The organism is Flavobacterium frigidum (assembly GCF_048286795.2).
In genome coordinates this window covers 73066-89369 of record NZ_JBLVPT020000013.1, presented here as the reverse complement: position 1 = coordinate 89369, position 16304 = coordinate 73066, and the positions used below count along the sequence as shown (strand labels likewise).

Annotated in this window: 10 protein-coding genes and 4 pseudogenes; 7 read left to right on the top strand and 7 right to left on the bottom strand. The window is 34.9% G+C overall.

Translation table 11 applies throughout. From position 1 onward, the window contains the following. A pseudogene (locus ACNQGB_RS12680) lies at positions 1–141 on the top strand (REP-associated tyrosine transposase); the annotation flags it as partial. Positions 142–297: 156 nt separating this feature from the next. Here ACNQGB_RS12680 and ACNQGB_RS12675 read toward each other — a convergent pair. Next, a complete protein-coding gene (locus ACNQGB_RS12675) occupies positions 298–978 on the bottom strand; it encodes a hypothetical protein (protein WP_417944071.1) in 681 nt (226 codons plus the stop codon). Between the two features lie 320 nt (positions 979–1298). On the opposite strand from ACNQGB_RS12675, the pseudogene ACNQGB_RS12670 reads away from it, so the two are divergent. Beyond that, positions 1299–1884: pseudogene (locus ACNQGB_RS12670) on the top strand (REP-associated tyrosine transposase). A gap of 102 nt (positions 1885–1986) precedes the next feature. Here ACNQGB_RS12670 and ACNQGB_RS12665 read toward each other — a convergent pair. Both ACNQGB_RS12665 and ACNQGB_RS12660 read right to left on the bottom strand, forming a co-directional pair. Beyond that, positions 1987–2694: a hypothetical protein gene (locus ACNQGB_RS12665; protein WP_417944070.1), complete on the bottom strand. Its 708-nt coding sequence runs from the start codon at positions 2692–2694 to the stop codon at positions 1987–1989. Position 2695: 1 nt separating this feature from the next. After that, positions 2696–3181, bottom strand: a complete 486-nt coding sequence (locus ACNQGB_RS12660) for an AHH domain-containing protein (protein ID WP_417944069.1) — start codon at positions 3179–3181, stop codon at positions 2696–2698. Positions 3182–3672: 491 nt separating this feature from the next. Here ACNQGB_RS12660 and ACNQGB_RS12655 point away from each other — a divergent pair. Continuing rightward, positions 3673–4258 (top strand): annotated as a pseudogene (locus ACNQGB_RS12655) (REP-associated tyrosine transposase). A 620-nt stretch (positions 4259–4878) separates the two neighbouring features. Here the strand turns inward: ACNQGB_RS12655 and ACNQGB_RS12650 are convergent. Both ACNQGB_RS12650 and ACNQGB_RS12645 read right to left on the bottom strand, forming a co-directional pair. After that, positions 4879–5544, bottom strand: a complete 666-nt coding sequence (locus ACNQGB_RS12650) for a hypothetical protein (RefSeq protein WP_417944068.1) — start codon at positions 5542–5544, stop codon at positions 4879–4881. Between the two features lie 6 nt (positions 5545–5550). Then, the gene (locus ACNQGB_RS12645) at positions 5551–5691 is read right to left on the bottom strand and encodes a hypothetical protein (RefSeq protein WP_472777121.1); all 141 of its coding nucleotides are present in this window, start codon (positions 5689–5691) and stop codon (positions 5551–5553) included. Positions 5692–6093: 402 nt separating this feature from the next. Between ACNQGB_RS12645 and ACNQGB_RS12640 the strand changes: the two are divergent. The 4 genes and pseudogenes from ACNQGB_RS12640 (at position 6094) to ACNQGB_RS12625 (ending at position 10910) form a co-directional block, all read left to right on the top strand. Next, a pseudogene (locus ACNQGB_RS12640) lies at positions 6094–6678 on the top strand (REP-associated tyrosine transposase). A 325-nt stretch (positions 6679–7003) separates the two neighbouring features. Then, a complete protein-coding gene (lpxD, locus tag ACNQGB_RS12635) occupies positions 7004–8002 on the top strand; it encodes a UDP-3-O-(3-hydroxymyristoyl)glucosamine N-acyltransferase (protein WP_417944067.1) in 999 nt (332 codons plus the stop codon). 163 nt (positions 8003–8165) lie between these two features. After that, positions 8166–9794: an acyl-CoA carboxylase subunit beta gene (locus ACNQGB_RS12630; protein ID WP_417944066.1), complete on the top strand. Its 1629-nt coding sequence runs from the start codon at positions 8166–8168 to the stop codon at positions 9792–9794. A gap of 264 nt (positions 9795–10058) precedes the next feature. Next, positions 10059–10910: an EamA family transporter gene (locus ACNQGB_RS12625; protein ID WP_417944065.1), complete on the top strand. Its 852-nt coding sequence runs from the start codon at positions 10059–10061 to the stop codon at positions 10908–10910. A 175-nt stretch (positions 10911–11085) separates the two neighbouring features. Here ACNQGB_RS12625 and ACNQGB_RS12620 read toward each other — a convergent pair whose 3' ends face one another. Both ACNQGB_RS12620 and ACNQGB_RS12615 read right to left on the bottom strand, forming a co-directional pair. Beyond that, the gene (locus ACNQGB_RS12620) at positions 11086–13017 is read right to left on the bottom strand and encodes an amino acid permease (protein WP_417944064.1); all 1932 of its coding nucleotides are present in this window, start codon (positions 13015–13017) and stop codon (positions 11086–11088) included. A gap of 268 nt (positions 13018–13285) precedes the next feature. Next, positions 13286–16204, bottom strand: a complete 2919-nt coding sequence (locus tag ACNQGB_RS12615) for an FAD-binding and (Fe-S)-binding domain-containing protein (protein WP_417944072.1) — start codon at positions 16202–16204, stop codon at positions 13286–13288. Positions 16205–16304 lie beyond the last annotated feature (100 nt).

Below are 16304 nucleotides of genomic sequence, written 5' to 3'. Positions count from 1 at the left end.
AAACAAAAAGTGAATTATATACACAACAATCCTGTAAAAGAGAAAGTAGTTAGCTCACCAGAGGATTATTATTTTAGTTCTGCTAGAAATTATGCGGGCTTAGACAATGATTTAGATGTTGTAATGTTGGACTTATTTTAGATTGTTGATGCACTGTGTGGGCACGGATTGCAAATCCGCGCTATCGTGCTTGTGGGCACGGAATGCAATTCCGCGCGATCAATATCGAGAATGCTCGTCATATCCGAGCCATCGGGATGCTCGTCATATCCGAGCCATCGGGGTTTTTTATTTCTATCAAATATTATAAATAGGCTCTACCGTTTTTAATCGCTCTTTTAATTTTTCGTAATAAGGAAGCCATCCGTTATTAACTAATAAAGGAATCGTTGAAAATTTTGCATCAAGCATTTCTTGTTTTACAAAGAATCTCTTATCATTACATAATTTTGATATAATTAACCCTCTAAATCTATGTTCTGCCATACCAGTTAATATTTCATTCCAATATTTTCCTTCGCTTTCCAATCTATCCATTTCTGAAAGAACATTAGGCAAATAACTATATTTTTCTATAAATTGTGCTCCTTCATTTTCCATATAATTCACTATTCTTTGGCAATATTCTATACAATCTGCTTCGGTTTCAATTGGATTCAATTTATCATATTTCACAATTGTTCTTACACCTATATCTTGTATTGTTGTAAAATTTTTATAAATTTCTAACATACGTTTTAGGGTACGATTTGGTAGACCTATTTCTAATATAATATCTTCAATATTCCAAAATGTTAAATTAAAATCTGCATATCCAATACTACTTGATTTTGATTGCACTTCTAATTTAATATCGTATAAACTTTCTTTCTTGGTATAATATGTATTTTCATATTCGTGAGAAAACTTATAATTTTTTTCTTTAAAATAATCAGTTAGTTGATTTTTAAGTATTTTTTCTAATTGTTTACCTGTCATTTTATATTATTTTATTGAAGTTATTTTTGAACCTACTACATTTGCTACATTGTCAGTACCTGCATCATTAAATTTGAATATTTTATCTTTGGATATTGGAATAATTTCAGATGCATTCAAACTCCCGATCGCTCGGATATGTAAAAAAATCTCTCATGTACGATAGCGCGGATTTGCAATCCGTGCCTTCAATAATGAACCACAACGATGCGCCACAGCCATAATCCTTGCCCGCAAAGCAAATCTACACGAAAAGAAATAAATTAAAGCGATGTGATTGTTTTATTTGTAGCTTTTATTGTATTTTTAGATAAAAAAGGATGTCAACAAAATATAAAGCAACAACAACAGATGAAGCATATTTTATTACTATAACAACTGTAGGTTGGGTTGATATATTTACGCGACTCAACCAAAAGTACAATATTATCAATGCTTTGCAATATTGCCAAGAGAAAAAAGGACTTGAAATATATGTGTATTGCGTTATGCACAGTCATATACATGTAATGTGCAAAGCCACAAATGGTTTTATTTTATCTGATGTCATACGTGATTTTAAAAAATATACCTCTAAGAAAATTATTCAAACTATAATGGAAGAGCCAGAGAGTCGCAGGGAATGGCTTTTGGCTTATTTTGAAAAAGCCTGTGCGCATCTTAAAAGAGGTCAAAGTTATAAAGTATGCTTCGCCAATTCGCACTTTCACGCTCGGGTGGCAAGACGGCTATCATGCTGAAATAATAGAAACCAATTGGTTCATAAAACAAAAAGTGAATTATATCCATAACAATCCTGTAAAAGAGAAAGTAGTTAGCTCACCAGAGGATTATTATTTTAGTTCTGCTAGAAATTATGCGGGCTTAGACAATGATTTAGAGGTCGTAATGTTGGATTTATTTTAGATTGTTGATGCACCATGTGGGCACGGATTACAAATCCGCGCGATCGGGATGCGCGATCAATATCGAGAATGCTCGTCATATCCGAGCCATCGGGGCTTCTTTTTATTCAACCGTAACATCATAATCAAGTTCCAAAAACTCAAAACCTTCTAAATTTGCTTTATCAATAGCTTCTTTTAATTGTTCAGAAATTATAATCCCAGAATTAATTATACCATACATTGGAATAAAATCTAGTTCTTTATTTAGTACAATTTTTTTCGGAATTACATCTTTTTCATAATCAGAATCTCTTTGAATTTGTTTTCGCTTTGCGATAAATTCATCATAAGTAGTAAAACTCATCAAACTATTTTCATCGGCATCTAAAAATTCTGATTCTTGATAATTCAAATACGATGTGTTATCAATTCCGTCTTCGATAGTTGCATATTGAAATATCCAATAATCATGTTTTACTCCTTTATACAACAACTTGCTAAGATAAAACCAAAACCCTTTGGCAATGTTAAATTGCTCTAATAGCTTTTTAAAACGGTCTGAAATGTACCATCCCGTAATAATACTTCCTACACCTATAAACCCATGTATATCCTGTAAACGCCATTCCCAAAACTGTGGCTTGTCAAAACTCATTAAAAAAAAACAATCAAAAATAGGAGCGTCTTTTATAATTTCTCCATTACCCATTCTATCAAAATATGGTTTCCCATTTGGTACTTTCTCACCGTTGGCTTCGCCAATTTGTCTTCTTTTTTTTTCGTCATTTTTATCAAAAAAATGTTTATATTCTAACTCGTAATATTTCATATTAAAAATTTGTTATATCATTAACATTTTTTGTACCCAAAAGTACTTCGTTTTTTAAGGTTGTCTTGGTATCTTTTATCAACTTTTTTATTTGATTGAAGGCTGCTAATTTGTCATTTCCTGCTTTTTGAATGATAGAATTTATCTTTATATTTATTTCTCTATCATATTCAGGATGTTTACCGTGACCATCAACTTCTAGTTTAACACTTTTCTTTTGAATCATCATTCCGTTATCAATTTTATTAAATTCGAAATCAAAATTAAATTTTGGGTCTTTTGATAATTCAAAAAGCAGATTTTTTAATTTATCGTTTTTTTCCAATACTTTGACAGGTATTATATGGTGTGCTTCAAAATTTAATGTACCGCCCTCATATTTAAAAGTTTTTTCGAGCCAGTCCTTAAAATCTGCATCGTCAATTGTTTTGGCAAGTCCTTTTGTTTTATTAAAATATTCAAGAGCCAGTTGTTTACTTTCTGTCAAATTTATAATATTAGCTCTAATTTTTTTACGAGCACTTTCGGAAGTTAATGAATTTATGAAGTCATCAATGTTGCTAAAAACTTTCTTTCCAACTTTCTCTAACCCTTCCTCCGTTCCAATAACCGCAGGAACATTTTCGCCATCAATATCTAATTCCAGTAACTTATTGCCGTTTTCATCAACTGGAATATTTGGGTCGTTTAACTGACGGGCAATATCGTCTTCCAGTTTTTTGATTTCATTTGCTGTAAGTGTTTTTAATCTGTCTCTTAACTTTATTTCAAGGTAAGGAACCCCGATCGCGCGGATATGTAAAAAAATCTTTCATGTACGATAGCGCGGATTTGCAATCCGTGCCCTCAATAATGAGCCACAACAATGAGCCACAACCATAATCCGTGCCCACAAAGCAAATCTACACGAAAAGAAATAAATTAAAGCGATGTGATTGTTTTATTTGTAGCTTTTATTGTATTTTTAGATAAAAAAGGATGTCAACAAAATATAAAGCAACAACAACAGATCAGGCATATTTTATAACTATTACAACAGTAGGTTGGGTTGATATATTTACGCGACTCAACCAAAAGTACAATATTGTTAATGCTTTGCAATATTGTCAGGAGAAAAAAGGACTTGAGATTTATGCGTATTGCATTATGCACAGTCATATCCATTTAATGTGTAAAGCCACAAGTGGTTTTATTTTATCTGATGTCATGCGTGATTTTAAAAAATTCACTTCCAAGAAAATTATTCAAACGATTAAAGAGGAACCAGAGAGTCGCAGGGAGTGGCTTTTGGCTTATTTTGAACAAGCTTGTGCGCATCTAAAGAGAGGTCAAAGCTATAAAGTATGCTTCGCCAATTCGCACTTTCAGGCTCGGGTGGCAAGACGGCTATCACGCTGAAATAATAGAAACCAATTGGTTCATAAAACAAAAAGTGAATTATATCCACAACAATCCTGTAAAAGAGAAAGTAGTTAGCTCACCAGAGGATTATTATTTTAGTTCTGCTAGAAATTATGCGGGCTTAGAAAATGAATTAGATGTTGTAATCTTGGATTTATTTTAGATTGTTGATGAACTTTGTGGGCACGGATTGCAAATCCGCGCTATCGTGCGAGTGACATATCCGCGCTATCGGGATGTTCGTCATATCCGCGCCATCGGGCTATCAATATCGAGATTGCTCGTCATATCCGAGCCATCTGGGGCCATATCCGCGCGATCTTGTTATCAATATCGAGAATGTTCGTCATATCCGAGTCATCGGGGTTTATTTTAGATTGTTGATGCACTGTGAGGGCATGGATTGCAAATCCTCGCTATCGTGCTCGTTGCAAACGATCGCCAGCTGCAAATTTCAAAACAAAAAAACAACAATTTTACTTGTTGCTTTTTTATTTTTACTTGTATTATTTGACTTTGATTGTGGGCACGGAATGCAATTCCGCCTATCGTACGTAGAGACATATCCGCGAGATCGGGGTTCATTACGATTTAAAACGGCGCGAAGTCGGAGACATTCGCGCAGCAGACCGCCGTCTTTAAGTACGTTTTTTTTGAATACTTCGAGCAGCTTGGGTGCGAAGTCGGAGACATTGGTATAGCAGGATCAGAGACATTCGCGCAGCAGCCCGCGGTCTTTAAGTACGTTTTTTTTAAGGACACTTCGATCAGCGGGCATTTCTATCAAATATTATAAATAGGCATTACCGTTTTTAATCGCTCTTTTAATTTTTCATAGTAAGGAATCCACTCGTCAGGGTCATCGTAAAATATCTTATCAACATAATTTAATTTTTTCTGAAAGTTTATATCATTACATAATTTGGCAATTATCAATCCCTTAAACAAATTTTCAGGACCTCCCGCAAGAATTTCTTTCCAATATTTTCCTTCGCTTTCCAATCTATCCATTTCTGAAAGAACATTAGGCAAATAACTATATTTTTCTATAAATTGTTTTCCTTCATTTTCCATATAATTCACTATTCTTTGGCAATATTCTATACAATCTGCTTCGGTTTCAATTGGATGAATACCTTTTGTAGGGAACTTTATATCAAATTCATTATCTCTAATTGTACAGGTTAAATCATTTTTAGAATAAGTCGAAAAATCAATATTTGGTAGCCCTATTTCATAAATTATTTTTTCTGTTTTTTTGAATGATATTTCATTCACAAATGAATGCCAACCTGACGATGTAGCATATAATGTGTTTTGTAATGTGATTTCATCATTAAACTTTCTGTAATTTGTATTTTGATATTCATGGAAGTATATAAATCCTTTAGGTAGGAAATGTTTGTCTAATAACTCCTTAAATAATTTTTCTTGTTGTTTTAAATTCATATCTTTTTATTTAACTTTTGTAATTTTTGAGCCGACAACATTTGAAATATCATCGGTACCAGCATCATTAAATTTGAAAATTTTGTTGTTTGAAACAGGTATTGCAACGTCTTTTCCGATTTTAGTAGTAGAATACTTTGTTGTCATACTTGCTTGTCCGTTAATTATCGCTCCAAAACCTTCTTTTTGGCGTTCCGTAAATGCAGTTCCTTGGCTTAGTTTGTTTTCTATTATGATTGCATCTTGTATAGTGTTTTTTGGACCTCCTTCCTTTATCCCGATCGCTCGGATATGTAAAAAAATCTCTCATGTACGATAGCGCGGATTTGCAATCCGTGCCCTCAATAATGACCCCGATCGCTCGGATATGTAAAAAAATCTCTCATGTACGATAGCGCGGATTTGCAATCCGTGCCCTCAATAATGAGCCACAACGATGAGACACAACCATAATCCGTGCCCACAAAGCAAATCTAAACCAAAAGAAATAAATTAAAGCGATGTGATTGTTTTATTTGTAGCTTTTATTGTATTTTTAGATAAAAAAAGATGTCAACAAAATATAAAGCAACAACAACAGATCAGGCATATTTTATAACTATTACAACAGTAGGTTGGGTTGATATATTTACGCGACTCAACCAAAAGTACAATATTGTTAATGCTTTGCAATATTGTCAGGAGAAAAAAGGACTTGAGATTTATGCGTATTGCATTATGCACAGTCATATCCATTTAATGTGTAAAGCCACAAGTGGTTTTATTTTATCTGATGTCATGCGTGATTTTAAAAAATTCACTTCCAAGAAAATTATTCAAACTATTATAGAAGAACCAGAGAGTCGCAGGGAGTGGCTTTTGGCTTATTTTGAAAAAGCGTGCGCGCATCTAAAGAGAGACCAAAGCTATAAAGTATGCTTCGCCAATTCGCACTTTCAGGCTCGGGTGGCAAGACGGCAATCACGCTGAAATAATTGAAACCAATTGGTTCATAAACAAAAAGTGAATTATATACACAACAATCCTGTAAAAGAGAAAGTAGTTAGCTCACCAGAGGATTATTATTTTAGTTCTGCTAGAAATTATGCGGGCTTAGACAATGATTTGGATGTTGTAATGTTAAATTTGTTTTAAATTGTCGATGGATTGTGTGGGCACGGATTGTAAATCCGCGTTATATGGTTTGTTTTAAATTATTGATGTACTGTGTAGGGACGGATTGCAAATCCGCGCTATAGGGTATCGGGTGTTTTCAGAATCATTGATTTCCTCACTAAAAAAAATGAAGAGTAAATAAGTCCTTCCATTTATTTTTTATAAAGTAACAACTTTTTATTAAACTGCCTTTTAATGCTATTATGTATACCGCTATCACTAAAGAAATAGTTGTAATTAGGAATTTAAAAGGTAAATTCTTTTATTTGATACCTATTTTACAATCAAAATCAAGATATACTTCATGAAATCCTACACCATTCAAGAAATAAATGATATTCTTAAGGGAGAAATAATTGGGAATACTTCTCAAAGTATTACTGCACCAGAACAGCTTGAAGCTGCCAGCGAATCTGAAATTTCATTTATTGGAAATAAAAAATATGAAAAATTTTGGGCCGACTCCAAAGCTTGTGTAGCCGTTGTCAACGAGGATATTGGAATAAAACCAGGAGAGGATCGTGCATTTATTAAAGTTAAAAATGCAGATTTGGCTATGTCACAAGTTTTAGAACTTTTTGCTCCACCTACTCCATTTTTTGCGGTAGACATTCACCCAACCGCAGTGATTGACCCAACCGCAACTATTTGTAGTGGTGCTAGAATTGGTGCGGGATGCTACATTGGTCCTAAAACTATAATTGGAGATAATACTACCCTTTATCCGAATGTGACTATTTTGGATGAGTGTACAGTAGGAAAAAACACGGTAATATGGTCCGGTACTGTTGTTAGAGAACGCTGTCATGTTGGTAACGATTGCATCATACATCCCAATGCAACAATTGGGGCTGATGGTTTTGGGTTTCGTCCTGATCCACAAAGAGGTTTGGTAAAAATTCCACAAATTGGCAATGTGATCATTGGAGATAGTGTTGAAATTGGTGCGAACTCTTGTATAGACCGAGGAAAATTTAGTTCAACTGTTTTAGGAGATGGCTGCAAAATTGATAATTTAGTTCAAATAGGACATAACAGCAAATTAGGCAAATTTTGCATTATGGCTGGAAACAGTGGTCTTGCAGGGTCTGTAACACTTGGAAACGGGGTTATTATTGGCGGAAGCGCTTCTATAAAAGACCACACCACCATAGGTGACGGCGCTATTGTAGGCGCTGGATCTGGCGTTACTGGGGATATCCCAGCTGGAAAAACCATGTTAGGCTACCCTGCAGTAGAAGCACGCGATGCATTGAAACAATGGGCCATTTTAAAAAGACTGGTTAACGAGTCTAAAAAATAAACAACTCTTTTTTTATTAAATTCATAAAAAAACAGAAGTAAACTTCTGTTTTTTTGTTTTAATAGTAAACTTATACTCGATTTTCTTTACAAACCAATTAAAATAATAAAATTTATTTAGTTGGATTTTGTATTTTAGCACAAAATTTTAATACATTTTGATCATGGATTTGAACTTCAATAAAAATGAAGACCACAATAAACTTTTACTTTCTGCTTTGCGACAAAAATTAAGCATCGTCAAATTGGGAGGTGGCGAAAAACGCATTCAAAAACTGCATAATGAAGGCAAAATGACTGCCCGAGAGCGCATTGATTATTTGCTTGACGCCAAAGCTAAAAGTATTGAAATTGGTGCTTTTGTTGGTGAAGGGATGTATGCAGAACATGGTGGTTGTCCATCTGGTGGCGTAGTAGTAAAAATGGGATACATTAGAGGAAAGCAATGCATCGTTGTGGCCAATGATGCGACTGTAAAAGCAGGTGCATGGTTTCCCATCACCGCAAAGAAAAATTTACGTGCCCAAGAAATTGCTATGGAAAACCGCCTACCAATCATCTATTTAGTGGATAGTGCTGGCGTTTACTTGCCTTTACAAGACGAAATTTTCCCAGACAAAGAACATTTTGGTCGTATTTTTAGAAATAATGCACATATGAGTAGCATGGGAATTACCCAAATTGCTGCAGTTATGGGGAGTTGTGTGGCTGGCGGTGCTTACTTGCCCATTATGAGTGACGAGGCTATGATTGTTGATAAAACAGGAAGTATTTTCTTAGCCGGAAGTTATTTAGTCAAAGCGGCCATTGGTGAAAGCATTGATAACGAAACCCTTGGCGGAGCAACTACACATTGCGAAATTTCGGGAGTGACTGATTACAAGGCCAAAGATGACAAAGATGCTTTAGACAGAATAAAGAATATAGTTGATAAAATAGGTGATTTTGATAAAGCCGGTTACAATAGGATTAAAGCGATGCAACCTGGATTAGACGAAAAAGAAATCTATGGTGTTTTACCTAAAGCTCGTAATGAACAATATGATATGATGGAAATCATCAATCGACTGGTTGATAACTCTGAATTTGAAGCGTACAAAGACGGTTACGGCCAAACAATAATTACTGGGTATGCTAGAATTGACGGTTGGGCAGTGGGAATTGTTGCCAACCAAAGAAAAGTGGTGAAAACCAAAAATGGCGAAATGCAATTTGGTGGCGTAATCTACTCTGATTCTGCTGACAAAGCGACTCGATTTATTGCCAATTGCAACCAAAAGAAAATTCCTTTAGTTTTTGTGCAAGACGTTACTGGTTTTATGGTAGGTTCAAAATCAGAACATGGCGGTATTATTAAAGATGGTGCAAAAATGGTTAATGCAGTTTCTAATTCAGTAGTGCCAAAATTCACGGTAATTGTGGGTAATTCATATGGAGCAGGAAATTATGCAATGTGTGGAAAAGCATACGATCCAAGATTAATATTTGCTTGGCCAAGTGCAGAATTAGCAGTTATGGGAGGTACTCAAGCTGCAAAAGTACTGGCTCAAATTGAAGCTTCTTCGCTTAAAGCAAAAGGAGAACTAGTCGATGAAGCAAAGGAAAAAGAGTTGTTTGATAAAATAAAGGCTAGGTATGACGAACAAGTTTCACCTTACTATGCTGCATCACGATTATGGACAGATGCTATTATTGATCCCCTTGATACTCGAACTTGGATTTCTATGGGTATTGAAGCGGCCAACCACTCGCCTATTGAAAAGAAATTTAATCTGGGTGTAATTCAAGTTTAATTCAAGTTTGCATTATCCAAGGAAAGTACTTTTTTAAATATTTTTTTTTCAAAAAACTAGAAAAATAATACAAACACGATGTATAAAAAAAGGATAGAAAATTGCTCTCATTTTAAATAAAAAATGAGAAAAGATTATACTAGTTACAATTAAAAACAATAGATTTCCTATTGTTTTTTTTTGCCCTAAAAATCTATTCAAAAATTAATAGCTGCTTTTAATACTGGAATAAACAGTATTAAAAGCAGCAAAATATAAAAACCTATGCTATTTTTAATTCTAAGTATAATTTGTAGTGTAACCGTTGGAATACTCTTTAAAATTGCTCGAAAATACTCTATCAATCACACTCAAATTGTAGCATGGAATTATGTGTTTGCTATTCTGTTTTGCTATGCTACCTTCAGTCCAGATATAACTAAAGTCAATGCAACAGCACCCTGGGAACTCTATGGAATCATAGGTATTTTATTGCCTATAATTTTCCTTTTTTTGGCAGCATCCATTAAGCACATGGGAATTGTTAAAACGGATGCAGCCCAACGCTTATCCCTTTTTATCCCCATTCTAGCAGCTTGGCTCATTTTCAACGAACAATTTAGTGTACTAAAAATAGTAGCTTTTGTTGTTGCAGTACCAGCCCTAGTGCTAATTCTTTCAAAAAGCACCCAAAATACTGCTACCAAGTGGGTTTATCCAGCCGTGGTACTAATGGGTTTTGGGGTGATAGACATTCTCTTCAAGCAAATTTCCTCTTTTACAAGTCTGCCCTATACTACTTCATTATTTGTAATATTTGGAATTGCTATGACAATCATGATTGCCGTAGTTGCCTACGAAATAATCCTAAAAAAAATAGTCTTAAAAACTAGCAATGTTATTTTTGGGGCTTTGGTAGGAATGTTCAATTTTGGAAATATCCTTTTCTACCTCAAGGCACATCAGGATTTCTCAAAAAGTCCTTCTACTGTATTTGCGGGTATGAATTTGGGAGTAATCGTAATTGGAAGTCTAGTTGGTGTTTTAATTTTTAAAGAAAAACTTAGTAAAAAGAATATTGTAGGATTGTTTTTAGCTTTATTGGCAATCGTCTTAATTGTGCTTTCACAAGTGTAAAATAACAACTATAATTTAGATCTAGTTTTTTGGCTTTTGCAAACTGATAAAAATTCAAATTGGATTTATTTGCATGGACTTTTACATTAGTTCTAGACTCAAATACAAAATTCATAAATACAAAAAAACCGTCTGGCTTGCACGAGACGGTTTTTGGTATTAAAAAAGTCTATTTCTATACCGCTACAGTATTTAGTTTACTATTTTTTCGGCTAAAGCCAAAGTAAATTACTAAACCTAATAAAAGCCAGATTCCAAAATAAATCCAGTTCCAAACGCTTAATTCGGCCATCATATACAAACAACAGATTAAACCCAATAACGGTATTAAAGATAAGTTAGATTTGAAAGACCAAACGGCTAATCCGATTAAAGTAATCAAGAATATCCACATCGGAATTTTATGTTTGAATAAACTAAAACCACTTTCATATTTTAAGGAATCCGCAATCGGTAAACCAGCAATGATTCTAGAATATTGGGCATCATCAGCTTGGTATTGACTCAATAATAATTCTAAATCAGGTGTTTCAGTAGTACTATTTTTAGCATCAACTGTCACTAAATAATCGTAAACTTTTTGAGTTTCCTCTTTGTTTAAAGAGGTGATAATATCGGCTGAATTATTGATTTGAGTTTCATTAGTAATAAAATCCATAGTCGCTTTTTTGTTGTAACCAAAAGCGAAAACCAACCCAATTACTATTAAAACTGGCAAAATATATTTCGAATTAACATAAGGGGTTTTGAATTTTCCACGAGGAATGTCGGTTTTGTTTTGTAACACTAAAACTCCCGCACAAACCAGTACAAAGGCAAATAAAGTACCAATACTACACAAATCAGTAACCAAAGTTAAGTTCAAAAACAAAGCTGGAACTGCTACTACAAAACCAGTGACTATAGTTGCGTAAGAAGGCGTTTTGTATTTTGGATGTACTTTTGAGAAACGTTTCGGCAACAAACCATCACGACTCATGCTCATCCAAATACGGGGCTGTCCCATTTGAAAGACCAATAAAACACTTGCCATTGCTACTACTGCACTTACTGCAATAATACCCGACATCCATTTTAAGTCTAATTTTTCAAATACAAAAGCTAGTGGATCACCTACATTCAATTGATCGTAACTCACCATTCCTGTTAATACCAATGCTATTGCAATGTATAAAATGGTACAGATAATGATGGCCCACATCATTCCTCTTGGCAAATCACGTTGTGGATCTTTACATTCTTCAGCCGTTGTCGAAATAGCATCAAAACCGATATAAGCAAAAAATACAGCTGAAACTCCTTTCAAAACTCCTGTAACACCATTTGGAGCAAATGGATCCCAATTTGCAGTATCTACATAAAAAACACCAACCGCAATCACTAAAAGAACGATACACAATTTGACCACCACCATAATATTACTTGCATTACGAGACTCTTTCATCCCACGGTAAATTAATGCCGTGATTAAAACGATAATCAACAATGCGGGAAGGTCTGCAACAAAATGAAACGATCCAATCTTAGGTGATGTTTCCCAAGCGGTATGAGCATCTTGTAAGGCTGGACTTAAGTTGACATATTCTTTACCACTTTGCATCAGGGCTGTGGCATCATCAAATCCCCTAGATGCAGACAGGAAATCCATTTGAACCCATTGTGGCAAACTCAGACCACCACTTTCAAGCAATCCTGTAAAATAATCACTCCACGATATAGCAACAGTGATATTTCCTACAGAGTATTCCATGATTAATGCCCAGCCGATAATCCAAGCTATAATTTCGCCAAAAGCAACATACGAATACGTATAAGCACTTCCAGATACAGGAACCATCGAGGCAAATTCAGCATACGCAAAAGCTGCAAAACTGCATGCGATTGCAGTAAATAAAAATAAGAAAATAACAGCAGGACCACCATCTGCACTTGCTTTACCGATGGTACTAAAAATACCAGCTCCCACAATAGCAGCGATTCCAAAAGCAGTCAAATCACGAGCAGTCAAATGTTTACCTAAAGCATTGTGACCGTCAGTATTATTTTTTTCTACTTGTTTTAAAATATCTTGTACTGTCTTTTTTCTAAATAAACCCTTTAATGCCATATTGTAAATTTTATCATTAAAAATTAAGATACCGTAAATTATTCGTTTTTATGTTAGATATAATGCAAATAATCTTCAAAAATCAAAAGTATAAAACAAATTGAACTATTGCCATTTCTCAAACTATTTTTTTTATTTTTTTTAATACACAAAAAATGATTTTTTTAGACACAAAAAAAGTCAAAAACCATAATTTTAATCTCAAAAAAAGTAAATAATGAGATTTAAAAAGAGGTTTCTTTCAAGTCAAAACCTACGTTCAATCGGGTTATTTTTTTAAACAGCTCCTTAATATAGAAACTGGATGTAGTGCCTTTCTAGTGGTTCCGTCAAAAATCTGGTGGCGACAACTCGTGCCAGCCGCTGCAATAGCTGTTGCGGGATCAGTAGCTCTAATTTTAGGAAATAAGGTATCTTCACCCATTTGCATACTGATTTCATAATGTTCTTTTTCATATCCAAAAGAACCTGCCATTCCACAACAACCCGAATTGTAAATAGTAACCGAACTGTTTTTCGGTACATTCAACATCGCAAAAGTCGCTTCCATGGTACTCAATGACTTTTGATGGCAATGTCCGTGAATTTTAATAGTTTTTTCCTCCTCAGAAAATTGTTCTGCATGAATTTTACCTTTTGCAATCTCATTTTTGAAAAACTCTTCAATCGTAAATACATGTTGTGCTAATTTTTCAGCACCTTCCTTATTGTCAGCCAATCGAATGTATTCATCTCTAAAGGTTAATATTGCTGAAGGTTCTATTCCTATCAACGGAAAATCAGCAGTAACATAATCCGAAAAAACAGCTACGTTTATGTTTGCGATTGCTTTGGCTTCTTCCAGAAAACCTTTGGATATAAAAGCTCTTCCGCTTTCTTCATGATCCACCAAAATCACTTCGTATCCTAGCGCTGTCAATAACTCATACGCATCGATTCCTACTGCAACATCATAATAATTAGTGAACTCATCACTAAACAAACAAACTTTTCCGTTGACAAAAGAATCACTTGGCGCCTGATTCCAATTTTTTTCGTACCATTTTCTAAAAGTAATTGGAGCCAAAAGCGGCACTTCTCTTTTAGGAGCAATCCCCATGCTTTTTTTTACCAAAGGTAAATTCACGATGAAATTCGTAAACTTTGGGGTGATACTCCCCAGTCCATTCAATTTAGCATTAAAAGCAAAGACTTTATTGCGCCATGAAAACCCATTTGCTTTTTGATATTGGTATAAAAACTCTGATTTCATTGCTGCTATATCCACATTACTGGGACATTCGCTGGCACACGCTTTACAACTTACACACAATTCAAAAACTTTATACAATTCTTCATGATCGAACTTATTGTCTTTTTCGGAATGTGTCAAATATTCTCGTAGCGCATTGGCTCTGGCACGAGTCGTGTCTTTTTCATTACGGGTAGCGCGATAACTCGGACACAAAGTCCCACCAGCCGAAGGTAATTTTCTGCAATCACCAGAACCATTGCATTTTTCTGCAGCACGCAAAATTCCCATACTATCCGAGAAATCCTGAATAGTTTGAATATCCGGTTCCACTCTACCCGCCTCCACCCGAAGGTTTTCATCCATTTTGAAAGCGTTTACAATTTTACCTACATTCAAAATAGTATTAGGATCAAAGGCAAGTTTAATTCGTTTTAACAATTCATAATTCTGTTGCCCAATCATAAAGGTTAAAAACTCGCCTCGTACAATTCCGTCTCCGTGCTCCCCACTCAAGGATCCTCTGTATTTTTTTACCAAAATAGCCACTTCGGTTGCGATGTTTCTAAATTGATGTAATCCTTCTGTTGTTTTTAAGTTTAAAACGGGGCGCAAGTGCAATTCTCCGGCACCGGCATGTGCATAATATATGGCATTTTGTCCATGGCGTTCCATCATGTCGGAGAATTCGGCAATATAATTGGGTAAATCGCTTAACTCAACAGCGGTATCTTCAATAGAATCTGCGGCTTTATCATCACCAACAATACTTCCTAAAAGTCCGAGACCTGCTTTTCGCAATTCATTTATTTTATCAATATCTGCTCCGTAAATTTTTGGTAAAGCATACCCAAAATTATTTCTTTCCAAGTCAGCAATCAAATCATTAGCTTGTATTTCGGCATCTTCCATACTGTTATGCGATGCCACTTCGAGCATAATAACCGCTTTGGGTTCCCCTTGAATAAAAAATCTGTTTTTGGCTTGCTCTCTGTTTGTTTTGGTACAATTCAATATCGTATCATCCATCATTTCGCAAGTGTACAAATGATGTTTCATCGCAGTTACAACAGCTTCTAAACTTTCCTGAATAGTATGAAAATGAGCCACTACCATAACATTATACGTTGGTGGTAGGTGATCTACTTTCAAGGTAATTTCTGTAGTAAAAGCAAGCGTTCCTTCGCTTCCACAAAGGAGTTTGCCTAGATTTATAGTGTTTGCGGTTCCTCCAAAAAGTTCCGATTTTAATAATAAATCTATTGCATAGCCTGTATTTCGTCTGTGTATTTCTGGTTTTGGAAATTCCTTGATAATCTCCTTTTGATTTTCCGTACTCGAAAGTTCCTCATAAATGGTCTTGTAGATCAAACTTTCGAGCGTGTTCCCTTTTGTTTTTTCAATGAAATCAGCAGAAGTTAATTCTTTAAATACTGCCGAAGTCCCATCACTCAAAACCGCTTTGATTTCCACTATTTTATCTCGGGTAACTCCATATCGTATCGATGTAGTACCGGACGAATTATTGCCTACCATTCCTCCTATCATACAGCGATTTGAGGTCGAAGTATTGGGTCCGAAAAACAATCCGTGTTCTTTTAAATATAAATTCAGTTCGTCCCGAATCACGCCTGGCTGAACCGTAACTGTTTTTTTTATCGGATCGAAAGCGATAATTTTAGTAAAATGTTTCGATACATCTACAATTATTCCAGAACCTACTGTTTGACCTGCCAAGGAAGTTCCTGCAGTTCTGGGTGTGATAGAAATCTTATTTTTTGCTGCAAAGCGAATAATTTTGACAATATCTTGCTCTGATTTTGGAATTGCAACAGCAAGTGGCATAATACGGTAGGCAGACGCATCTGTAGCATACAGTGTTTTATGTAACTCATCATGTAAAAGAGTTCCTTCTAATGATGCAGCTAATTCTTTTAATGGAGTCAAGTTGGACATTGGTAATAAGATAACTTTAGATTTCACAAATATAAATATATACCGTATTACATGTACCGAAATCAAATAAGAAAAAGAGAAAAAAATAACCTCCGATGTT

Excerpts from the sequence above, each read along its gene's own strand:
- ACNQGB_RS12675 (WP_417944071.1), bottom strand. The coding sequence starts at position 978 with ATGACAGGTAAACAATTAGAAAAAATACTTAAAAATCAACTAACTGAT.
- ACNQGB_RS12665 (WP_417944070.1), bottom strand. The coding sequence starts at position 2,694 with ATGAAATATTACGAGTTAGAATATAAACATTTTTTTGATAAAAATGAC.
- ACNQGB_RS12650 (WP_417944068.1), bottom strand. The coding sequence starts at position 5,544 with ATGAATTTAAAACAACAAGAAAAATTATTTAAGGAGTTATTAGACAAA.
- ACNQGB_RS12645 (WP_472777121.1), bottom strand. The coding sequence starts at position 5,691 with ATGACAACAAAGTATTCTACTACTAAAATCGGAAAAGACGTTGCAATA.
- lpxD (WP_417944067.1), top strand. The coding sequence starts at position 7,004 with ATGAAATCCTACACCATTCAAGAAATAAATGATATTCTTAAGGGAGAA.
- ACNQGB_RS12630 (WP_417944066.1), top strand. The coding sequence starts at position 8,166 with ATGGATTTGAACTTCAATAAAAATGAAGACCACAATAAACTTTTACTT.
- ACNQGB_RS12625 (WP_417944065.1), top strand. The coding sequence starts at position 10,059 with ATGCTATTTTTAATTCTAAGTATAATTTGTAGTGTAACCGTTGGAATA.
- ACNQGB_RS12620 (WP_417944064.1), bottom strand. The coding sequence starts at position 13,017 with ATGGCATTAAAGGGTTTATTTAGAAAAAAGACAGTACAAGATATTTTA.
- ACNQGB_RS12615 (WP_417944072.1), bottom strand. The coding sequence starts at position 16,204 with ATGTCCAACTTGACTCCATTAAAAGAATTAGCTGCATCATTAGAAGGA.